The 16,813-nt window shown below is 67.6% G+C and carries 17 protein-coding genes; 9 read left to right on the top strand and 8 right to left on the bottom strand.

Annotation, left to right across the window (positions count from 1 at the left end):
* Positions 1 to 9: 9 nt before the first annotated feature.
* Positions 10 to 1,002, bottom strand: a complete 993-nt coding sequence (locus Verru16B_RS07510; RefSeq protein ID WP_069961702.1) for a DMT family transporter — start codon at positions 1,000 to 1,002, stop codon at positions 10 to 12.
* A gap of 159 nt (positions 1,003 to 1,161) precedes the next feature.
* A complete protein-coding gene (locus Verru16B_RS07505; protein WP_218918822.1) occupies positions 1,162 to 1,392 on the bottom strand; it encodes an SWIB/MDM2 domain-containing protein in 231 nt (76 codons plus the stop codon).
* A gap of 330 nt (positions 1,393 to 1,722) precedes the next feature.
* Here Verru16B_RS07505 and Verru16B_RS19105 point away from each other — a divergent pair, with 330 nt between their 5' ends.
* On the top strand, positions 1,723 to 2,175 hold the full coding sequence (locus Verru16B_RS19105; protein WP_069961700.1) for an RNA recognition motif domain-containing protein: 453 nt from the start codon (positions 1,723 to 1,725) through the stop codon (positions 2,173 to 2,175).
* Positions 2,176 to 2,263: 88 nt separating this feature from the next.
* Here the strand turns inward: Verru16B_RS19105 and Verru16B_RS07495 are convergent, their stop codons facing one another.
* Positions 2,264 to 2,689: a thiol-disulfide oxidoreductase DCC family protein gene (locus Verru16B_RS07495; RefSeq protein WP_069961699.1), complete on the bottom strand. Its 426-nt coding sequence runs from the start codon at positions 2,687 to 2,689 to the stop codon at positions 2,264 to 2,266.
* Between the two features lie 171 nt (positions 2,690 to 2,860).
* Between Verru16B_RS07495 and Verru16B_RS07490 the strand changes: the two genes are divergently transcribed.
* From Verru16B_RS07490 to Verru16B_RS07475, 4 genes are all read left to right on the top strand, one after another.
* A complete protein-coding gene (locus Verru16B_RS07490) occupies positions 2,861 to 3,502 on the top strand; it encodes a TetR/AcrR family transcriptional regulator (protein ID WP_069961698.1) in 642 nt (213 codons plus the stop codon).
* The gene (locus Verru16B_RS07485; RefSeq protein ID WP_069961697.1) at positions 3,480 to 4,442 is read left to right on the top strand and encodes an HlyD family secretion protein; all 963 of its coding nucleotides are present in this window, start codon (positions 3,480 to 3,482) and stop codon (positions 4,440 to 4,442) included. The genes Verru16B_RS07490 and Verru16B_RS07485 overlap by 23 nt, the downstream gene beginning before the upstream one ends.
* 70 nt (positions 4,443 to 4,512) lie before the next feature.
* Positions 4,513 to 5,445, top strand: coding sequence for an ABC transporter ATP-binding protein (locus tag Verru16B_RS07480; RefSeq protein WP_069961696.1), 933 nt, complete (start codon positions 4,513 to 4,515; stop codon positions 5,443 to 5,445).
* A 91-nt stretch (positions 5,446 to 5,536) separates the two neighbouring features.
* Complete coding sequence (locus Verru16B_RS07475) at positions 5,537 to 6,670, top strand: ABC transporter permease (RefSeq protein ID WP_069961695.1); 1,134 nt, start codon at positions 5,537 to 5,539, stop codon at positions 6,668 to 6,670.
* Positions 6,671 to 6,708: 38 nt separating this feature from the next.
* Here Verru16B_RS07475 and Verru16B_RS07470 read toward each other — a convergent pair whose 3' ends face one another.
* Positions 6,709 to 7,974, bottom strand: a complete 1,266-nt coding sequence (locus tag Verru16B_RS07470) for a mechanosensitive ion channel family protein (RefSeq protein WP_069961694.1) — start codon at positions 7,972 to 7,974, stop codon at positions 6,709 to 6,711.
* Positions 7,975 to 8,105: 131 nt separating this feature from the next.
* On the opposite strand from Verru16B_RS07470, the gene Verru16B_RS07465 reads away from it, so the two are divergent.
* Complete coding sequence (locus Verru16B_RS07465; RefSeq protein ID WP_237023486.1) at positions 8,106 to 9,071, top strand: TerC family protein; 966 nt, start codon at positions 8,106 to 8,108, stop codon at positions 9,069 to 9,071.
* A 274-nt stretch (positions 9,072 to 9,345) separates the two neighbouring features.
* Here the strand turns inward: Verru16B_RS07465 and Verru16B_RS07460 are convergent, their stop codons facing one another.
* Positions 9,346 to 9,762, bottom strand: coding sequence for an Hsp20/alpha crystallin family protein (locus Verru16B_RS07460; RefSeq protein WP_069961692.1), 417 nt, complete (start codon positions 9,760 to 9,762; stop codon positions 9,346 to 9,348).
* A 53-nt stretch (positions 9,763 to 9,815) separates the two neighbouring features.
* Positions 9,816 to 10,244 carry an Hsp20/alpha crystallin family protein gene (locus Verru16B_RS07455; protein WP_069961691.1) on the bottom strand — a complete coding sequence of 143 codons (429 nt, stop codon included), beginning with the start codon at positions 10,242 to 10,244 and terminating at the stop codon, positions 9,816 to 9,818.
* A 233-nt stretch (positions 10,245 to 10,477) separates the two neighbouring features.
* On the opposite strand from Verru16B_RS07455, the gene Verru16B_RS07450 reads away from it, so the two are divergent.
* From Verru16B_RS07450 to Verru16B_RS07440, 3 genes are all read left to right on the top strand, one after another.
* Complete coding sequence (locus tag Verru16B_RS07450; protein WP_069961690.1) at positions 10,478 to 11,629, top strand: MalY/PatB family protein; 1,152 nt, start codon at positions 10,478 to 10,480, stop codon at positions 11,627 to 11,629.
* A gap of 99 nt (positions 11,630 to 11,728) precedes the next feature.
* On the top strand, positions 11,729 to 12,841 hold the full coding sequence (gene dusB, locus Verru16B_RS07445; protein ID WP_069961689.1) for a tRNA dihydrouridine synthase DusB: 1,113 nt from the start codon (positions 11,729 to 11,731) through the stop codon (positions 12,839 to 12,841).
* A gap of 89 nt (positions 12,842 to 12,930) precedes the next feature.
* Positions 12,931 to 13,611 (top strand): MarC family NAAT transporter, encoded by a 681-nt coding sequence (locus Verru16B_RS07440; RefSeq protein ID WP_069961688.1) that lies wholly within the window; start codon positions 12,931 to 12,933, stop codon positions 13,609 to 13,611.
* 99 nt (positions 13,612 to 13,710) lie between these two features.
* Here the strand turns inward: Verru16B_RS07440 and Verru16B_RS18115 are convergent, their stop codons facing one another.
* Positions 13,711 to 14,916 (bottom strand): hypothetical protein, encoded by a 1,206-nt coding sequence (locus Verru16B_RS18115; RefSeq protein ID WP_069961687.1) that lies wholly within the window; start codon positions 14,914 to 14,916, stop codon positions 13,711 to 13,713.
* A gap of 146 nt (positions 14,917 to 15,062) precedes the next feature.
* Entirely contained in the window at positions 15,063 to 16,745 is a 1,683-nt protein-coding gene (locus Verru16B_RS07430; RefSeq protein WP_069961686.1) for a two-component system sensor histidine kinase NtrB, read from the bottom strand.
* Positions 16,746 to 16,813 lie beyond the last annotated feature (68 nt).

Below are 16,813 nucleotides of genomic sequence, written 5' to 3'. Positions count from 1 at the left end.
TCCCGTTTCTTAATTCTTGATTCCTGATTCTTCCTTTTCCGACCCCGTGGACCCCTTCAGCTGCAGCAGCCCGTTTGCCACGGTGATCAAGCCCCCGCCCACGAGCAGCTGCCAGGTCAGCGTCTCATTCGGATAGTCGAAGCCCACCCAGCGCGAGAACAGCCCCGGCAGGAAGAGCGCCATGACCGACGCGAAGAGGGGCTCAAAGCAATAGATCAGGCCCGCCTCGGTCGCCGTGATCACCGGCTGCCACCGGATCATCAGCATGAACGCCCCCAGCGTGCAGAACACCGTGAGCAGCCCGGTGAACACCAGCCACGGGCCCGAGGTCCAGGGCACGAGCACGTCCGCGGCCGCCGGCGCCGTCGCCAGCGCCAGTATCGTGAACAGCAGGCCGACGGTGGCGAACATGACCGCGCTCACCGGCAGCGCGCGGTTCCCCGCGTACCGCGGATCGGCGAGCACGAAGATCTGCCCCATGAAAAACACCGATCCGGCCAGCGTGGAGAGCTCGCCGCGCCCGAAACTGAGCGCGTGGAAATCAAACCGCCCGAGGATCGCCACTCCCGCCAGCACCAGCAGCACGCACGCCCCCACCACCGGCGCCGGCGCGCGGCGCACCTTCAGCGCCACCACCACCGGGATCAACACCGCGTAGAACTGCGTGAGGAATGACGACACCGAGGCCGAGGTGAACTGCAACCCGTCCACCTGCAGCAGCAACCCCAGCGCATTGGCGAGGCCGAGCCACGCGCCCTGGCGCAGTTCCCCGCGCGTGAGCCCGCGGAGCTTGGCGCCCGCCACGAGCGCGAGCACCACGGTGGCGAGCAGGAAGCGCGGCCCCACCGTCATCGCGGTGATGAACCAGTTGCCGCTGCCCGGCAGCAACTGCTCCTGCGTGTGCACCATCGCCTTCACCACGGGAAAGCTCAGCCCCCACAGGAGATTCGCCAGCAGCAGCCCGAGCAGGGCGCGGCGGTGGAGGGAGGAGTCGGGCTTCATGGGTCAGGGTGGGCCAGCGAACTCGCTCGCGCCGGAGTGGGATGGCCCGTCATGCCAGCGAACCGCCGGAGCGCGGGCAAGCTCGCGCCCCTCCGTGCGCAAAAAAAACCGCCGTGGATTGCTCCACGGCGGTTTCAAAGGGATTCGCTGAAGCGAAGCTTACTTGACGTGCTTGCTGACCAGCTTGGTCATGTCGAACATGCTGACCTGCGCCTTGCCACCGAACACAACCTTGAGGGCGGCGTCGGCGTTGATGTTGCGCTTGTTCTTCTTGTCCTGCAGGCCGTGCTTCTTGATGTAGGCCCAGAGCTTCTTGGTGAGCTCAGTGCGGGGCAGTGGGTTCGAGCCGACGATCGGAGCGAGGGCGGCATCGGGAGTGACCGGCTTCATGAAAGCGGCGTTGGGTTTACGGGTGGTTTTTTTAGCCATAGTGGCATTCGTCATAGATGCCGCTTACCCCAATGCAACGATTTTCTAGAGGGAGAATTCATTTTCTCAGAGGGAGAATCCGGCCGGCGGCGCCTCCGCCCACCCCGGCGGGCCGGTCAATAATCGCTTGCTAACAACCTCGGCGCGGCCAGCCTCGCGCCGTTGGGTTGGTTGTTTGTCAGTATCCTGCCGCCACGGAAAATTGTCAGGTGAGCGCCCTGTTCAGTGATGATTTGAAATCCGACAGCCGGGGACGGGCGGCCAGGCAGCAGCATCCGCTCGCATCATTACATGTCAGAAAACTCCAAGCTCTACGTGGGGAACCTCCCCTTCGCCAGCACCGCGCAGGACCTCGAGGCCCTGTTCGGCGAGGTCGGCACCGTCAGCGTCGTCGAGATCATCTTCGACAAGTTCACCGGCCGTTCGCGTGGTTTTGCCTTCGTCACCATGGGCAGCGGCGAAGAGGCCCAACAGGCCGTGGAGAAGTTCCACGGCCACCAGATCGAGGGCCGGGCCCTCGCGGTGAACATCGCCCGTCCGCGTGAGGAACGTCCTCCCGGCGGCGGCGGTGGTTATGGCGGCGGCGGCGGTCGCGGCGGCTTCGGCGGTGGCGGTCGCGGTGGTCGCGGCGGCTTCCGCGGTGGTCGCGGCGGCGGTGGCGGCTATCGCGGGGATCGCGGTGGCGGCGGCGGTTACCGTGGCGATCGCGGCGGCGACGGCGGCGGCGGCTACGGCCGCGAATAAGCCTTCGCCCCAGTTGTCATTTCCCAGGCCGGACGATTCGTCCGGCCTTTTTTATTTTATCCCCTAAGGCCAATAGGCCGTATCGGTCCTAGAGAAACCGCTCCGCCCACGCCGGTTTCGGCAACGGCGTCGGCCGGTACTCGCCGAACAGCGCATACCGCGAACGCGCCACCAGCTTGTAGCCGAAATCCCGCAGGCCCCGCGGCAACACCCGCAGCCACGTGACCGGTCGCCAGGCCCCACCGACCACCGCGGCCGCCGCCAGGGCCCCGTCGGTGCGCAACGCATACCCGCCCGGTACCGGATCCGTCCAATCCGCCACAAACACCAGCGAGTCGAAATCCGCCGTCGGCAGCCCCTGCGCCCGCAAATACGCCTGTGCCTCCGCTCCCTGCAACGGCGCATACCGCAACCGCCCGGCCCGATCCGCCCGCAGCATCAGCCGCACGATGTGGTTGCACAGCCCGCATTCGCCATCGAACAACAGGACCGGCATGGGTACGCGGGAGGACATCACGCCACCCTAGAACCCAACCCACCCTTGGCAATCCCGCCCGCCGCCAACCAAGGTGGAACCTGATCTCCGGGCCGGTTCGCTCTGGTCTTTCCCCTCGCCGCCCCCCCATGGAAACTTCCGGCTTGACGCTGGAAACTGCAGAAACCATTTGGGTTTCCTAAGCCTTCCATGTCTGCCGCCCCCGCCCCCTCCTCCGTCACCCGCGATCCCGCCGTCGAACGCATCCTGCGCCTCGCGCGCGAGCACTTCTTCGCCCACGGGTACTCCGCCTGCACCATGGACGACCTCGCCGCCGAGCTCGGCATGAGCAAGAAGACGCTCTATGTGCATTTCTCCGGCAAGGAGGAGATCATGCGCGCCGTCCTCGACCAGCTCGGCCGCGAGGTCCGCGCCGACGCCGAGGCCCTGCTGGCCAACCGCCACCTCGGCTTCGCCGAAAAGCTCCGCGGTTTCGCCGAGGGCATGGTGCAGCGCCTCGCCCTCCTCAATCCCCGCACGCTGCGCGACCTCCAGCGTTTCGCCCCCGAACTCTACCAGCTCACCGTCGAGATGCGGCAGAAAAACATCCCTTACATCTTCGGTCGTTTCATCGAGGAGGGCCAGCTGACGGGCAAGGTGCGCACCGACGTGAGCCCCGTCTTCGCCACGGAATTCTTCCTCCAAGCCATGCAGGGCCTCCTGCAACCCGCCACCCTCGACCGCCTGAACCTGACCCCGCCCGAACTCCTGCCCCGCGCCATCGAACTCTTCTTTGGCGGCCTCCTCACCCCCGCCGGACGCAAAGAACATGAAAAGCTTTTTCCCCGCTAACGCCCTCTCCCTCCTCCTCGCCGCCCTGGCCCTCGCCGGCTGTCAACCGCACCGGACCGCCGCGTACCAAGGCTACCTCGAGGGCGAGTTCGTCGCCATCGCCGCCCCCCTCGCCGGGCGCCTTGAGCAACTCGCCGCCCCGAAGGGCACCCGCGTCACCGCCGGCACGGAACTCTTCCGGCTGGAACAGGGCGCCGAGCTCGCCGCCCTCCGCGAGGCCGCCGAGCGCCTCCGCTCCGCCCAGGCCCGCCTCACCGACCTGCGCAAGGGCCAGCGCCCGTCCGAACTCGCAGCCCTCGAAGCCCGCCTGACCCAGGTCCGGACCGCCGCCGAGCTCTCCGGCCTCGAACTCGCCCGCGCCACCAAGCTCCGCGAGACCGCCGTGCTCTCCGACGACGACTACGACCGCGTGCGCCTGAACCACGTGACCAACACCACCCTGATCACGGAAATTGCCGCGCAACTCGTCACCGCGCAGCTCGGCGCCCGCCCGGATGTCGTCGCCGCCGCCGAGGCCGAGGCCGCCGCCGCCCAGGCCGCCCTCGACCGCGCCGGCTGGGCCGTGGCCCAGAAAAGCCAGTCGGCCCCGCGCGCCGGCCTCATCGCCGACACCCTCTACCGTGCCGGCGAATTCGTCGCCGCCGGCGCCCCGGTCGTGCTGCTCCTGCCCCCGGAGAACCTCAAGGTCCGCTTCTTCGTGCCCGAGGCGGAGTTCGTCGCCATCAAGGCCGGCGCCACCGTCCTTGTCACCCTCAGCGGCCGCCCCACCCCACTCGAGGCCCGCGTCAGCTACCTTTCACCGCAGCCGGAATACACGCCGCCCGTACTCTATAACCGCGAGAACCGCAGTAAACTCGTCTTCCTGGTCGAAGCCACCCTGGCCGACGAGGTCGCCCGCGACCTCCACCCCGGCCAGCCCGTGGATGTGACGCTGCCATGAAATCGGCCGCCTCCATCTCCGGCGTCGGCCGCCCCGTGGCGTGAGGTAGCTCACCGCCCACTCTCCCGCCATGTCCGCCCCGCCCGCCCCCCTCGCGATCGACGTCACCGGCGTCACCAAGCGCTTCGGCACGAAGACCGTCGTGAACGCCATCGACCTGCAGGTCGCCCGCGGGGAGATCTACGGCTTCCTCGGCCCCAATGGCTCCGGCAAAACCACCTTCATCCGCATGCTCTGCGGCCTGCTCACGCCGGACGCGGGGACCGGCACCTGCCTCGGCTACGACCTGCGCACGCAACAACCCGACATCAAGCGGCACGTCGGCTACATGACGCAGAAGTTCAGCTATTACGAGGACCTCACGCTCCGCGAAAACCTGGATTTCATCGCCCGCGTCTACGACGTGCCCGACCGCGCCGCCGCCGTCCAACGTAGCCTCGAGCGCCTCGGTCTGGCCAACCGCAGCCACCAGCTTGCCGGCCAGCTCTCCGGCGGCTGGAAGCAACGCCTCGCCCTCGCGGCGTCGCTCATCCACTCGCCGCAGTTGCTCCTCCTCGACGAACCCACCGCCGGCGTGGACCCGAAGGCCCGGCGTGAATTCTGGGACGAGATCCACCAACTCGCCGCCGACGGGCTGACCGTGCTCATCACCACCCACTACATGGACGAGGCCGAACGCTGCCACCGCCTCGCCTACCTCGCCTACGGTAACCTGCTCGCGCGCGGCACCGTGGCCGACGTGGTCGCCGCCGCGCAGCTCATCACCTGGAGCGTGCGCGGACCGGATCTGCGCGAACTGGCCGCCGCCCTGCGCGGCCGGCCCGGCATTGAGCAGGTCGTGCCCTTCGGCAGCCTGCTGCATGTCAGCGGCCATGACGCCACCGCCCTCGACGCCACGATCACCAGCCTGCACGACCCGCGGCACGAATGGCGCCGGATCAACGCCGGCCTCGAGGATGTCTTCATCAGCCTGATGGACCGCGCGGAGGACAATTTCAAATGACCGCCGCTCCCTCATCGCGGTGGAGCGCGTTGCCCCCAACGCGCTTTCCCGAGCCCCCGATCCGCCGGCCCTCCCTGCGCGGCACCCGCCCATGAGCCGCTTCACCTTCCACCGCCTCTGGGCCATCGTGCTCAAGGAGTTCATCCAGATGAAGCGCGACCGCGTGACCTTCGGCATGATGGTCGGCATCCCGCTGATGCAGCTCATCGTCTTCGGCTTCGCCATCAACTCCGACCCGAAGCACCTGCCCGCCGCCCTGCGCGCCGCCGACCAGGGACCCTACGCGCGCACCCTCGTCGCCGCCCTGAAAAACAGCGGCTACTTCACCCTCGTGCGCGAGGCCGCCACCGAGGCGGAAGCGCACCAGATGCTCCAGCTCGGCGAGGTGCAGTTCGTCATCAACATCCCCGAGGATTTCACCCGCACCCTGCTCCGCGGCGAGCGGCCGACCGTGCTGATCGAGGCCGACGCCACCGACCCCGCCGCCGTGGGTCCGGCCGTCTCGGCCACGCGCGCGCTGGCCGACAGCGTGTTCAACCGCGACCTGACCGGCCCGCTCGCGCGGCTACGCGGCACCCCCGGGCCCGTCGCCTTCCAGGTCCACGCGCACTACAACCCGGAGAACATCACGCAGTACAACATCGTCCCCGGCCTCATGGGCGTAGTACTGACCATGACGATGGTCGTCATCACCGCCCTCGCCATCACGCGCGAACGCGAGCGGGGCACGATGGAGAACCTCCTCGCCACGCCCGTGCGCCCCTTCGAGGTCATGCTCGGCAAGATCCTGCCCTACATCGTGGTCGGCTACATCCAGGTCACGCTGATCCTTCTGGCCGCCCGCTTCGTCTTCCACGTCCCGATGACCGGCAGCCTGCCGCTGCTCTACCTCGTGGCGTTCTTCTTCATCGCCGCCAACCTGGCGATGGGCATCACCTTCTCGACGCTGGCCAAAAACCAGCTCCAGGCCGTGCAGATGGCGTTCTTCTTCTTCCTGCCCTCGATCCTGCTCTCCGGCTTCATGTTTCCCTTCCGCGGCATGCCGGAATGGGCCCAATGGATCGGCTCCTGTTTGCCCAACACCCACTTCCTCCGCATCGCCCGCGGCATTCTGCTCAAGGGCAATGGCGTCGACGAAATCCTGCCCCACCTCTGGCCCCTGCTTCTCTTCCTCACCGTGGCCATGACCATCGGCGTGAAACGCTACCGGCAGACGCTGGACTGAGGATGCAGGGCGGGGTCTCCGCCCTGCAGAAGTCCGCCCTACCCTTTCTTCTCCGGCGCCGCGACCGAGTAAACCGTCTGCGTCGGGTACGCAAAGGCCAGCCCGCGGGCTTGGATGGCGCGCATGATCGCCAGATTGAGCCGCTGGCGCAGCGCCATGTGCTTCGCGAAATCCGGATCCTTCGTCACGTACACGACCCAGAGGTCGAGCGACGAGGCGCTGAAATCGCGGAAATAGACGTGAGTGTCGGGGGCGTTGACCTCCGGCTCCGCCTCGATCATCCGGCGGATCTCCGCGGTGATGGCCTCCAGCTGGGCGGGCGTCGCGTCATAGGTCAGGCCGAAGACCTGCTCGACCCGCCGCGCGGTGAAGCGCGAGAGATTGGTGATGGCCTCGGCCGCGACCGTCTTGTTCGGGATGATCATCAGCGACCGGTCCACCAGCCGCAGCTTGGTGGAGCGAAGGCCGATGTCCTCCACCGTGCCGATGCTGCCGGCGATCCGGATCGTCTCGCCGATCTTGAATGGCTGGTCGATCGCCACGACCACCGAGCCGAAGAGATTGGCGATCGTGTCCTGCGCCGCGAGGGCGAAGGCCAGGCCGCCGATGCCGAGGCCGGCGAGGAAGGCCTTCACGTCGGCGCCAAGGCTCTGCGCGATCATCAGCACGCCGAACACAAAGACGATCGTGAGCAGCGACTTCTTGATCCACGGCATGAACGGGGCCAGGCCGAGGTGCTTCTCGTGCGCGACCTCCTGCAGGTGGTCGAGCACCGTATCGAAGGCGCGCAGGAATCCCCAGAACAGCACCAGGGAGAACGCGGCGGTGTAGGTGTAACCCAGCGTCTGGTCCGCCGTGGGCGACAGCTTCAGCACCTTGAGCGAGAGCATCGTGCCCACCACGACGATACTCGCCTTCACCGGACCCTCGAGGGCGGGGAACAGCTTGTCGTCCAGTGTCGTCGTGGTGCGCGAGGCCAGGCGCTTGAAGAAGCCGAAGATGAAGGTCGTGACCACCTTCCGGAGCACGTAGGCGATCAGGGTGATCAGGAGCGCGATGGCGTAGTGCGTCACCGTGTTCTCGCTGCTGCGGATGTCGAAGGCCTGGAGGATCAGGTCGACGAGGTGCTCGAGAAAATCCGGGGTCTGCGGCGCCGGCGACTGGCCCGCGGCGACGGCCGCGGCGGCCTGCGTGGTCACGTCCGGCCCGGCGGCGGCTTCGGGCGCGCCCGCGGGGGCGGGGGCCTGGGCGGCGGCCGTGATGGCGAGACTGGCGAGGAAAAGCAGGTGAACGATCAGCTTCATGCGTCGGCCACTCAACCGCCCCACCCCGGCTTGTCAAAACCTTCACTTCCCCGGGCGATGGGGGTGAACCCGGCACCCACCAATCACTCCCTCCTTGCCCCCGCGAAGGGCCCGCCCACACTCCGCCGCTCATGCTTCTCCCGCTTGCCGCCATGTTCAGTGCCATGCCCTGGTGGGCCTGGGCCGGTTTCATCGCCTTTGTCGCCGCCATGCTGGCCCTCGACCTCGGCGTGTTCAACCGCAAGGCCCACGAGGTCTCCCTCAAGGAGGCCCTGGGTTGGTGCGCGGTCTGGTTCAGCCTGGCGATGGCCTTCAACCTCCTCATCGCGTTCCAGATGCCGGCCACCGCGACCAGCCGGCCGGCGCTCGAGTTCTTCACCGGCTACCTGATCGAGCTCTGCCTGAGCGTGGACAACGTCTTCGTCTTCATCGTCATCTTCCAGTACTTCCGGGTCGAGCCGCGCTACCAGCACCGCGTGCTCTTCTGGGGCATCATCGGTGCGGTGGTGATGCGCGCCCTCTTCATCTTTGCCGGCGTCTCACTGATCAACCGCTTCCACTGGATCATCTATATCTTCGGCGCCTTCCTCATCTACACGGGCATCAAGCTGGCCCAGCCGAAGAAGGAGGACGGCTTCCAGCCCGAGAAGAACCCCGCGGTCAAACTGGCCCGCCGCATCATGCCGGTCTCCCCGCACTTCCACGGCGGCGCTTTCTTCACCCGCATCCACGGCAAGATCCACGCCACCCCGATGTTCCTGGTCCTGCTGATCGTCGAGACCACCGACGTCATGTTCGCCCTCGACTCCATCCCCGCCGTCATCGCGATCACCCGCAACGAATTCATCATCTTCACCTCGAACATCTTTGCGATCCTCGGCCTGCGGTCGCTGTACTTCGCCGTGTCGGGCGTGATGAAGCTCTTCCGCTTCATCAACATCGGGCTGTCGGTCATCCTCATCTTTGTCGGCAGCAAGATGCTCGCCACCTACTTCCACTTCCACGTCCCGATCGGCTGGTCGCTCAGCATCATCGGCACCGTCCTCACCGCCTCCATCCTCGCCTCCATCCTCATCCCCGAGAAGGCGAAGAAGTAAGCCCGTTGTAGGGCGGGGTTGCCGACTGCCTCAGCCATAGCCTTGGCGACGGCTGAACCCCGCTGGTTTGGGTCGGGCCGGGGGAGCCCGGCAACCGCCCTCCCGACCCCAAAAAATAAAATCGCCGGGGCCCGTGAACGAGCTCCCGGCGATTTGCCGCACGAGGCGGTCATTAACCCGGTGACCTACCCCTAAGCCACCGGATTGATTGAGATCCCTAAAAGCTGGTTCCGTGCCGAAAACCTGACGGTTTTGTGCTTTGGCACGAAAAAGCTCAATTTACAGCGATCTTACGGGGCTTCAGGGCCTCCGCCTTGGGTAGGGAGACCCGCAAAACCCCGTCCTTGAGCTCGGCATGGATCTTGTCGGCATCCACGGTGTTGTCGTGCTCCAGGGTGAGTTCGTAAGGCGCGTCGACGGATTCGCGGTAGACCGCGGTCCACGCCTCCGGCTTCTGCCAGGCCCGGCGGCCGCGCACCGTGACGCGGCCCTCCTCGGCCGTCAGCTCGAGACCTTCCTTCGTCACGCCCGGCAACTGGGCGATCAGGCCCCAGGCTTCGGTGTTCTCGGTGATCTCATAGGCGGGCTTGAGGGTGAACTCGGGCTGGCTGGCCGCCGCCGATGCGGTGCTATCCGAACGGCCGGACAGCGTGCGGGACAGACGGGGAACGATCTGGTTGAGGATGCTCATGGTGATATTCTCCTGTGGTTGAAGGTAGGTGGGTGGGATGGAGTCCGGCCGGTTCAGTTGACCGAGACGTTGATCTTGCGCGGCTTCACCTGCTCCTGCTTGGGCAGGGTGACGGTGAGTACGCCGTTTTCGTAGGCGGCGGTGACCTTGTCGGCCTGCACCGCCTCGGGAATCGCCACGGAGCGGTTGAGGCTGAAGGTCTCCTCCCCCTGCTTGCGCGTGGCGGCGATGGTCAGGTAACCATCCACCATCTCGACGGCGATGGCCTCGCGACTCACGCCCGGGAGCTCGGCGCGGACATAGGTGTTGTCCTTGTCCTCGTAGAGATCGACCGGGAAGCGCGGGGCCCGGGCCGGGGCGGCTAGGTCCGCGAGGGCGGATTCGAACAGACGGTCGACCTCGGACTCGAGGCCGGCCCAGGGATTGCGGTTGGCGAACAGGTTCGCGCTGCGGGGATAGGTGTAACGGATAATGCGGTTCATGGTATTTCGATGGGTTGGTGGTTAAAATGAAACGTACGCGACCCCACTGCACAGCTCGTGCCCGGCCGGTTTTGGCGCGCAACCCGCGAAAAGTCCGCGACTTGCCGACGGCGTCGCACAAACCGGGTGGGAAATTTCGCCCCGCTGTGCGCCAAACCGGCCGGGAAAGTCCGACAGGTTGACACTTTTACCGTGGCCAGCCCTGACGGGGTGGTTTGAATCAGCCCCTGCCCATGACTTTTGACTTCGACACCGTGATCGACCGCGCCCCGAGCGACAGCCGCAAGTGGCGCAAATATGCCGGCCGTGACATCCTTCCCCTCTGGGTGGCCGACATGGACTTCGCCGCCCCGCCGGCCGTGCTCGCGGCCCTGCACCGTCGCGTGGACCACGGGGTCTTCGGCTACGCCGGCCCCCTGCCTTCCCTCACCGAGGCGACCGTCGCCTACTGTGCGGCCCGCTACGGCTGGAAGATCGAGCCGTCCTGGATCGTGTGGCTGCCGGGCCTCGTCACCGCCCTTAACCTGGCCGCCCGCTCCATGGGCGCCGCGGGTGATGCCGTGCTCACCGCTACGCCGATCTACCCGCCCTTCATGAGCGCGCCGCGGAATCAGGGCCTTGAGACGATCATGGTCCCCCTCGCCGTGCGTGCCGACGGCCGCCACGAGTTCGACTGGCCCGCCATGGAACGCGCCGTCACCCCGCGCACGAAAGTTTTCTTCCTCTGCAGCCCGCACAACCCCGTCGGCCGCGTCTTCACCCGTCCCGAATTGGAACAGGTCGCCGCCTTCTGCGCCAAGCACGACCTCGTGCTCGTCTCCGATGACATCCATTGCGACCTCATCCTCGACGATCTGCCGCACCTCCCCATCGCCACGCTCTCGGCGGAGACCGCCGCCCGCTCCATCACGCTCCTCGCCCCGAGCAAGACCTACAACATCGCCGGCCTCGCCTGCTCGCTGGCCATCATTCCCGACAGCCGCCGCCGCCAGCAGTTCGTGTCGGCCATGGCCGGGATCGTGCCGGAGATGAGCCCGCTCGGTTACGCCGCCTGCGAGGCCGCGTTCCGCGAAGGCGAACCCTGGCGCCAGGCCCTCCTGGCTTACCTGCGGGGCAACCGCGACTTCCTCGCGGCCTTCCTCCGCGAGCACCTGCCCATGATCACCATGACGCCGTGTCAGGCCACCTACCTCGCCTGGCTCGACGTCTCCGCGCTCAAGCTGACGGACGCCGGGGCATTCTTCGAGCAGCACGGCGTCGGCCTCGCCGACGGCGCGCAGTACGGTGCCCCCGCCGGCCACTTCGTCCGCCTCAACTTCGGCTGCACCCGCGCCACGCTCACCACCGCGCTCCAACGCATGCAACGCGCCGTGGCCGCCCGCTGACGAACGTCGGCGCCGGCCCGACCGCCCAGTCCGTCCCCGCCCCGGCCCCCCGCTGCTGAAACCGGTTGCCACACGCCCATCTGGCGGAACCATGGCGGGGTGCGCATCGGGCCCTACGAGCTGCAGTCCAATCTCTTCCTCTCCCCGCTGGCAGGCTACACCAACCTGCCCTTCCGGCTCGTCGTGCGCGAGATCGGCGGCCTCGACTGGACCACGACCGACCTCGTCAACGCCCGCTCGCTCCTCGAGAAGAACCCGCGCGGCCTCTCCCTGATCCGCACCTGCCCGGCGGAGAAACTCCTCGCGGTCCAGCTCTTTGGTTCCGTGCCGGAAGAAATGCGCGACGCCGCCCTCGTCGTCGAGTCCCTCGGCATCGCTTCCGTCGACATCAACATGGGCTGCCCCGTGAAGAAGGTGGTCAACGTCGGCGGCGGCTCGGCCATGATGACCGAGCTCGCCAAGACCGCCGCCCTCGTCCGCGGCATGGTCGCCGCCGTGAAGATTCCCGTCACCGCGAAGATGCGCCTCGGCTGGGACGAGAACAACCTCACCGCCCCCGACCTAGCCCGCGTGCTCGAGGACGCCGGCGTCGCGGCCATCTTCGTCCACGGCCGCACCCGCGCCCAGGGCTTCAGTGGCACCGTCAACCTCGCCGGGATCCGCGCCGTCGTGCAGGCGGTCAAGAATATCCCCGTCATCGGCAACGGCGACGTCACCACGTCCGCCGCCGCGAAGATGATGCTCGACGAGACCGGATGCGCCGGTGTGAGCATCGGCCGCGGCGCCTTCTACAACCCGTGGATCTTCCGCGACACCCGGCACTACCTCGCGACGGGCGAGCTGCGCCCCGAGGCCGGCTACCCCGAGCGCGCCCAGGTCATGCGCCGCCACCTCGACCTGATGATCGAGGTCTTCGGCGAGGACCACGGCTGCCGCCTTTTCCGCAAGCCCGCCTCGTGGTACGCGAAGCGCTTCGGCCCCGCCCGTGAGTTCAAACAGGGCGTCACCGCCTTCCGCACCCGCGCCGAGTTCGAGACGCTCCTCGCGCACTACGAAAAATGGCGCGCCCAGTTCCTCGATGAACACGGCGAGCTCCGCGCCCAATACCGGCCTGATCCCATGGTGGCGTCCTTCATGCTGGATCCCAACGATCCCGCCGCCCTGCGCCGCGACGCCATCCCCGTGCCCAAGGGCCCAGTGGACACGTGGTAGGACCGGTCACCGAACGGTCCCGTTGCGCCGCCGCCTCCGTGTCATAAGCGAGGCTCGCCAAACCCGGCTCGACCCCTAACGTACGCCCGATGTCAGACCTCCTCCATCTTTGGGGCATCTACCTCGGCACGTTGATCGGCCTCCTGCCGATCATCAATCCGCTGTCCGCTGGACCCACTTTTCTCGCGATCACGGAAGGTGACAGCGACGAGCGCCGCCGCGAGCAGGCCTTGAAGGGTTGTGTCTATATGGTGGCGATCCTCGTGAGCTTCCTCATCGGCGGCACGTTCATCATGACTTTCTTCGGCATCTCGATCCCCGGTCTGCGTATCGCCGGCGGCATCCTCGTCACCGGCATCGGCATGAACATGCTGCTCGCCCCCCGCGCCGACGCCGCCAGCGAGGCTGCTCAGCAGGAAGCGGCGCGCCGCAAGGTGGACATCTCCTTTTCCCCCCTCGCCATGCCGATGCTCAGCGGCCCTGGCTCGATCGCCGTGACGCTCGGCTTCACCTCCCTTGCCACCAGCTGGATCGACTACGCCGCAATCATCGCCGGCATCATCACGGTCGCGCTGCTGACCTACTCCGTGCTCCGGATGTCCGGCAGCCTGGTCCGGTTCATCGGTCCCGTCGGCGTCAATGCCATGACGAAGATCATGGGTTTCATGATCATGAGCATCGGCGTGCAGTTCGTCGTGAACGGCATCGTGGGCATCGCCACCGATCCCGTCCTGCTGCGCAGCATCAAGGACGGCCTGGCCGGACTCTAATCGGCGAACGGTCTCCTTGGATTCACGGCAATCACGCCGTGAATGTTCCCCGCACCCCGGCGCAGTCGCCGGGGCGCCAGGCATTACACCACCGACGCCTTACTGGCGGCGCTCGACCGTTGCCCCCGTCTTGTCCCGGAAAAGCAGGGTGCGCGTGGTGTCGTTGTAGCCCTCGAGCACGATGCCCAGCTGCGGGTTGACCAGGTCGCCCTTCTGGTAGGCCGTGCCGCCAACAAAGATGCGGGGGTTGGCCCCGCCGCGCAGGCCGCTGATCTTGAGATTCTCCACCCACGCCCGGAACGCCACGCTGGGCGGCGGGGGTGGCGGCGGGGCCTCGGGCACAACCGGGGCTGGGGCCGTCTCAACCACCGCAGCCTCCGCCGCGGGCGCCGCAGGCTCGGCCTCGGGCTTGACCTCGGCTGTCACCACCGGCGTCACCGGGACCACGGCGGCCGGCGCCGGCCGCTCGGGCGGCGGCGGCGGCGGTTCCTCGGACAGGGAAAGGTAGACGAACCCACCTCCGCCCAGCACCAACAAGGCCGCCAAACCGCCTCCCAGCAGCATCAGTTTCTGTTTTTTGGTGGCGGGTTTGGATTTGGATTTACCCTTCGCCGCTACTTCCTGGCTCGCCTCGGCCAGCGCCTGCTTCAGGCCGGGCGGCGGAGGGAAATTACCCCCGGGCGGAGGGAAGGGGGCGGCCGAGGCCTTGCGCATCGCCGTGATTTCCCCTGGTTCACCCTGCTCACCGCGGTCGGTCTCCGTGGGAACCGGCGGGGGTGCATCCAGCACCGGTGGCTCGGCTCCCGCCGGGGCCGGTTCGGCCACCACCGCCGGGGCCGCCGGCGCGGGCATCGCCGCTCCAGCCGCCTTGGGTTTCAAACTGAACTTCGCCGTCGGCTTGGCCGCGTCCGTCACGGCGGCGGGCGGCACCTCGGGCGCCAGGGCCGCCGGCATCGGCGGGGGCATGACCGGACCCGCTTCAACCGGAGCGGGGGCCGGGGCCGGTACTTCCATCGGCGGGGCGGACAAACGGGGCTTGGGCCGCGCCTCCACCACCGGCTCCGACGGCGGGACTGGCGCTTCGGGCATGCTCACCGCCGCGTCCGGTTGGGCCGCTTCGGCCGCAGCCGCAGGTGCGGGGGTCAGCTTCGGCTTGAGACGCACCAGCTTCGGCGCCTCCGCAGTGGCGGGGGCCGCGGCCTCCGGGGCGACGGCGGCCGGCTCGGCCGGGGCTTGGGGAGCGACGGCGGGATCCGTGTTCAGCTTGGGCTTCAGGCGGAGCTTGGGCGCGTTATCGTCGCTCATGCCCGAGACCGTACCAATTTCAGGGGCGAGCGGAATCAAAAAGCGTCGTCATCTCCGCCGGAAATCATCCCGGACCGAGGAAAACACCGTCCGGGCGCCCACCGGTGCGGGGCCCCGACGCGCCAGACTCCGCCGCATCACCCGGTTCAACCCGGATTCTGGTCCCGTGAGCGGGTCGAGGCGGGGTGCCGCGATCCGTCCCGGGGCGGGGCCGGGCTCTCGCTGAAGAAAACCCGCACGGTCGTGCCCTGGCCCGGCTCGCTCTCGATCGTGATCGACCCGCGATTCTGGGTGACCAAGCCGTAGGTGGCGGCCAGACCCATGCCCGTGCCCTTGCCCGGAGGCTTGGTGGTGAAGAACGGTTCAAAGAGGTGGCGCTTCACCTCGGGGCCCATGCCCGACCCGCGATCCGCCACCACAAACATGACCTGGCGCGCGGCTTCGAGTTGGGAGCCCAGACGCGTGGCCTCGGCCTGCCGCAAGCGCACGACCTCCAACACCACCGTGCCGCCCGCCGGGCTCGCATCGCGGGCATTCGCCAACAGGTTCAGCAGGATCTGTTCGATCTGCACCTTGTCCGCCTCGATCAGGCAACCGCCCTCGCCTTTCAACTCGAGCGTGCAATCCGTCCCCAGCATGCGGCGGAATATCTCCGACCAGTCCAGCATCTCCTGCGCAAGCAGGATCACCTCGGGCTGCCGGTAGTCGTGCCGGGCAAACGACAGCATCTGCCGCGTGAGGCGGGCGCCCCGCTGCTGGGCCGTGATGATGTGCCCGGAGAAATCCCGCACCTCCGGATCCGCGTGGTCGCGCAGCAGGCTGGCATGGCCCTGGATGGCCGTGAACACGTTGTTGAAATCATGGGCGATGCCCGCGGCCAGGCGGCCGACCGTTTCCAGGCGCTGGATGTCGGCCTGCCGTTCCGCCAGCAGCCGCTGGCTGGTCACGTCACGCACCACCAGCAAAGTCGATCCGGGTCCCGCGGCGCCCGCGCGCCCGGCCAGTTCCAGATGCCGCACCCCCGCGGGCCCCGCGGCGGCGGTCAACGCCAGCGGCTGTCCCGGCGTGGTCGCCCCGATCGTCTCCGGCACCACAAAGCCGCGCGCCTGCAGCAAGGCCGGAAAGGACCGCCCGATGAGCTCGGCCCGCGGGGCCCCGAGCAGCTGCTCGCCCGCGGCGTTGATCTCACGCAGGACCTGCTGCTCGTCGAGCTCCACCAAACAATCCGGTACCTGGTCAAAAAGCTGCGTGAACCGCTGCCGCTGTCGTTCCGTTTCCACGTGGCGTTGCCGGTAGTGGCCGATGAGGGTGCGCGCAAAAACCAGGGACGCCACCAGCGTGATCTCGACGACAATGGTTGCGACGACGGGGTTGGCCGGGGTCGGCGGAAGCGCCGGCGCCAGCTGGCGACCGGCGTACTGGGCGACCGGAATGGCCACGCCGGTCAGCACGGCCCAGGCAATCGACCAGTTCTTGTCCAGCAGCAGCCCGCCCACCACCACCAGCACGGGCAGCACCAGCAGCGAGGAGGGTTCCAGCGCCGCGGTACTGAAGAGAATGTACATCACCTCGCACCAGATCACCACCATCACCACCACGCCCACCCGCCGGGGCCAGGCCCGGACCCACCGCAGCGAAACCAGGCAGACCAGGGCGACCAAGACCTGTTCAACCACATCGCGGTAGGCGTAACCCATGAAAATCAGGAAGAGCGCCACCAGGCCATAGGCGGCGCCGGCGAGGATCACGCCCTGCCGGACCCAACTGAGGTTGGTGTCTGCCTCAAGGGCGGTCTGCCCCCGCGGGGTTTGGACGTGGATGGAGCTCATGCGACCCCTGAGCATCGACTCCCCGCGGACAAACCTGAGGTCCGGTCTTGCACCCAGACGCAGATCGG

It is taken from the genome of Lacunisphaera limnophila, from assembly GCF_001746835.1.
Classification (GTDB): domain Bacteria; phylum Verrucomicrobiota; class Verrucomicrobiia; order Opitutales; family Opitutaceae; genus Lacunisphaera; species Lacunisphaera limnophila.
This window is presented reverse-complemented; position numbering and strand designations above follow the sequence as displayed.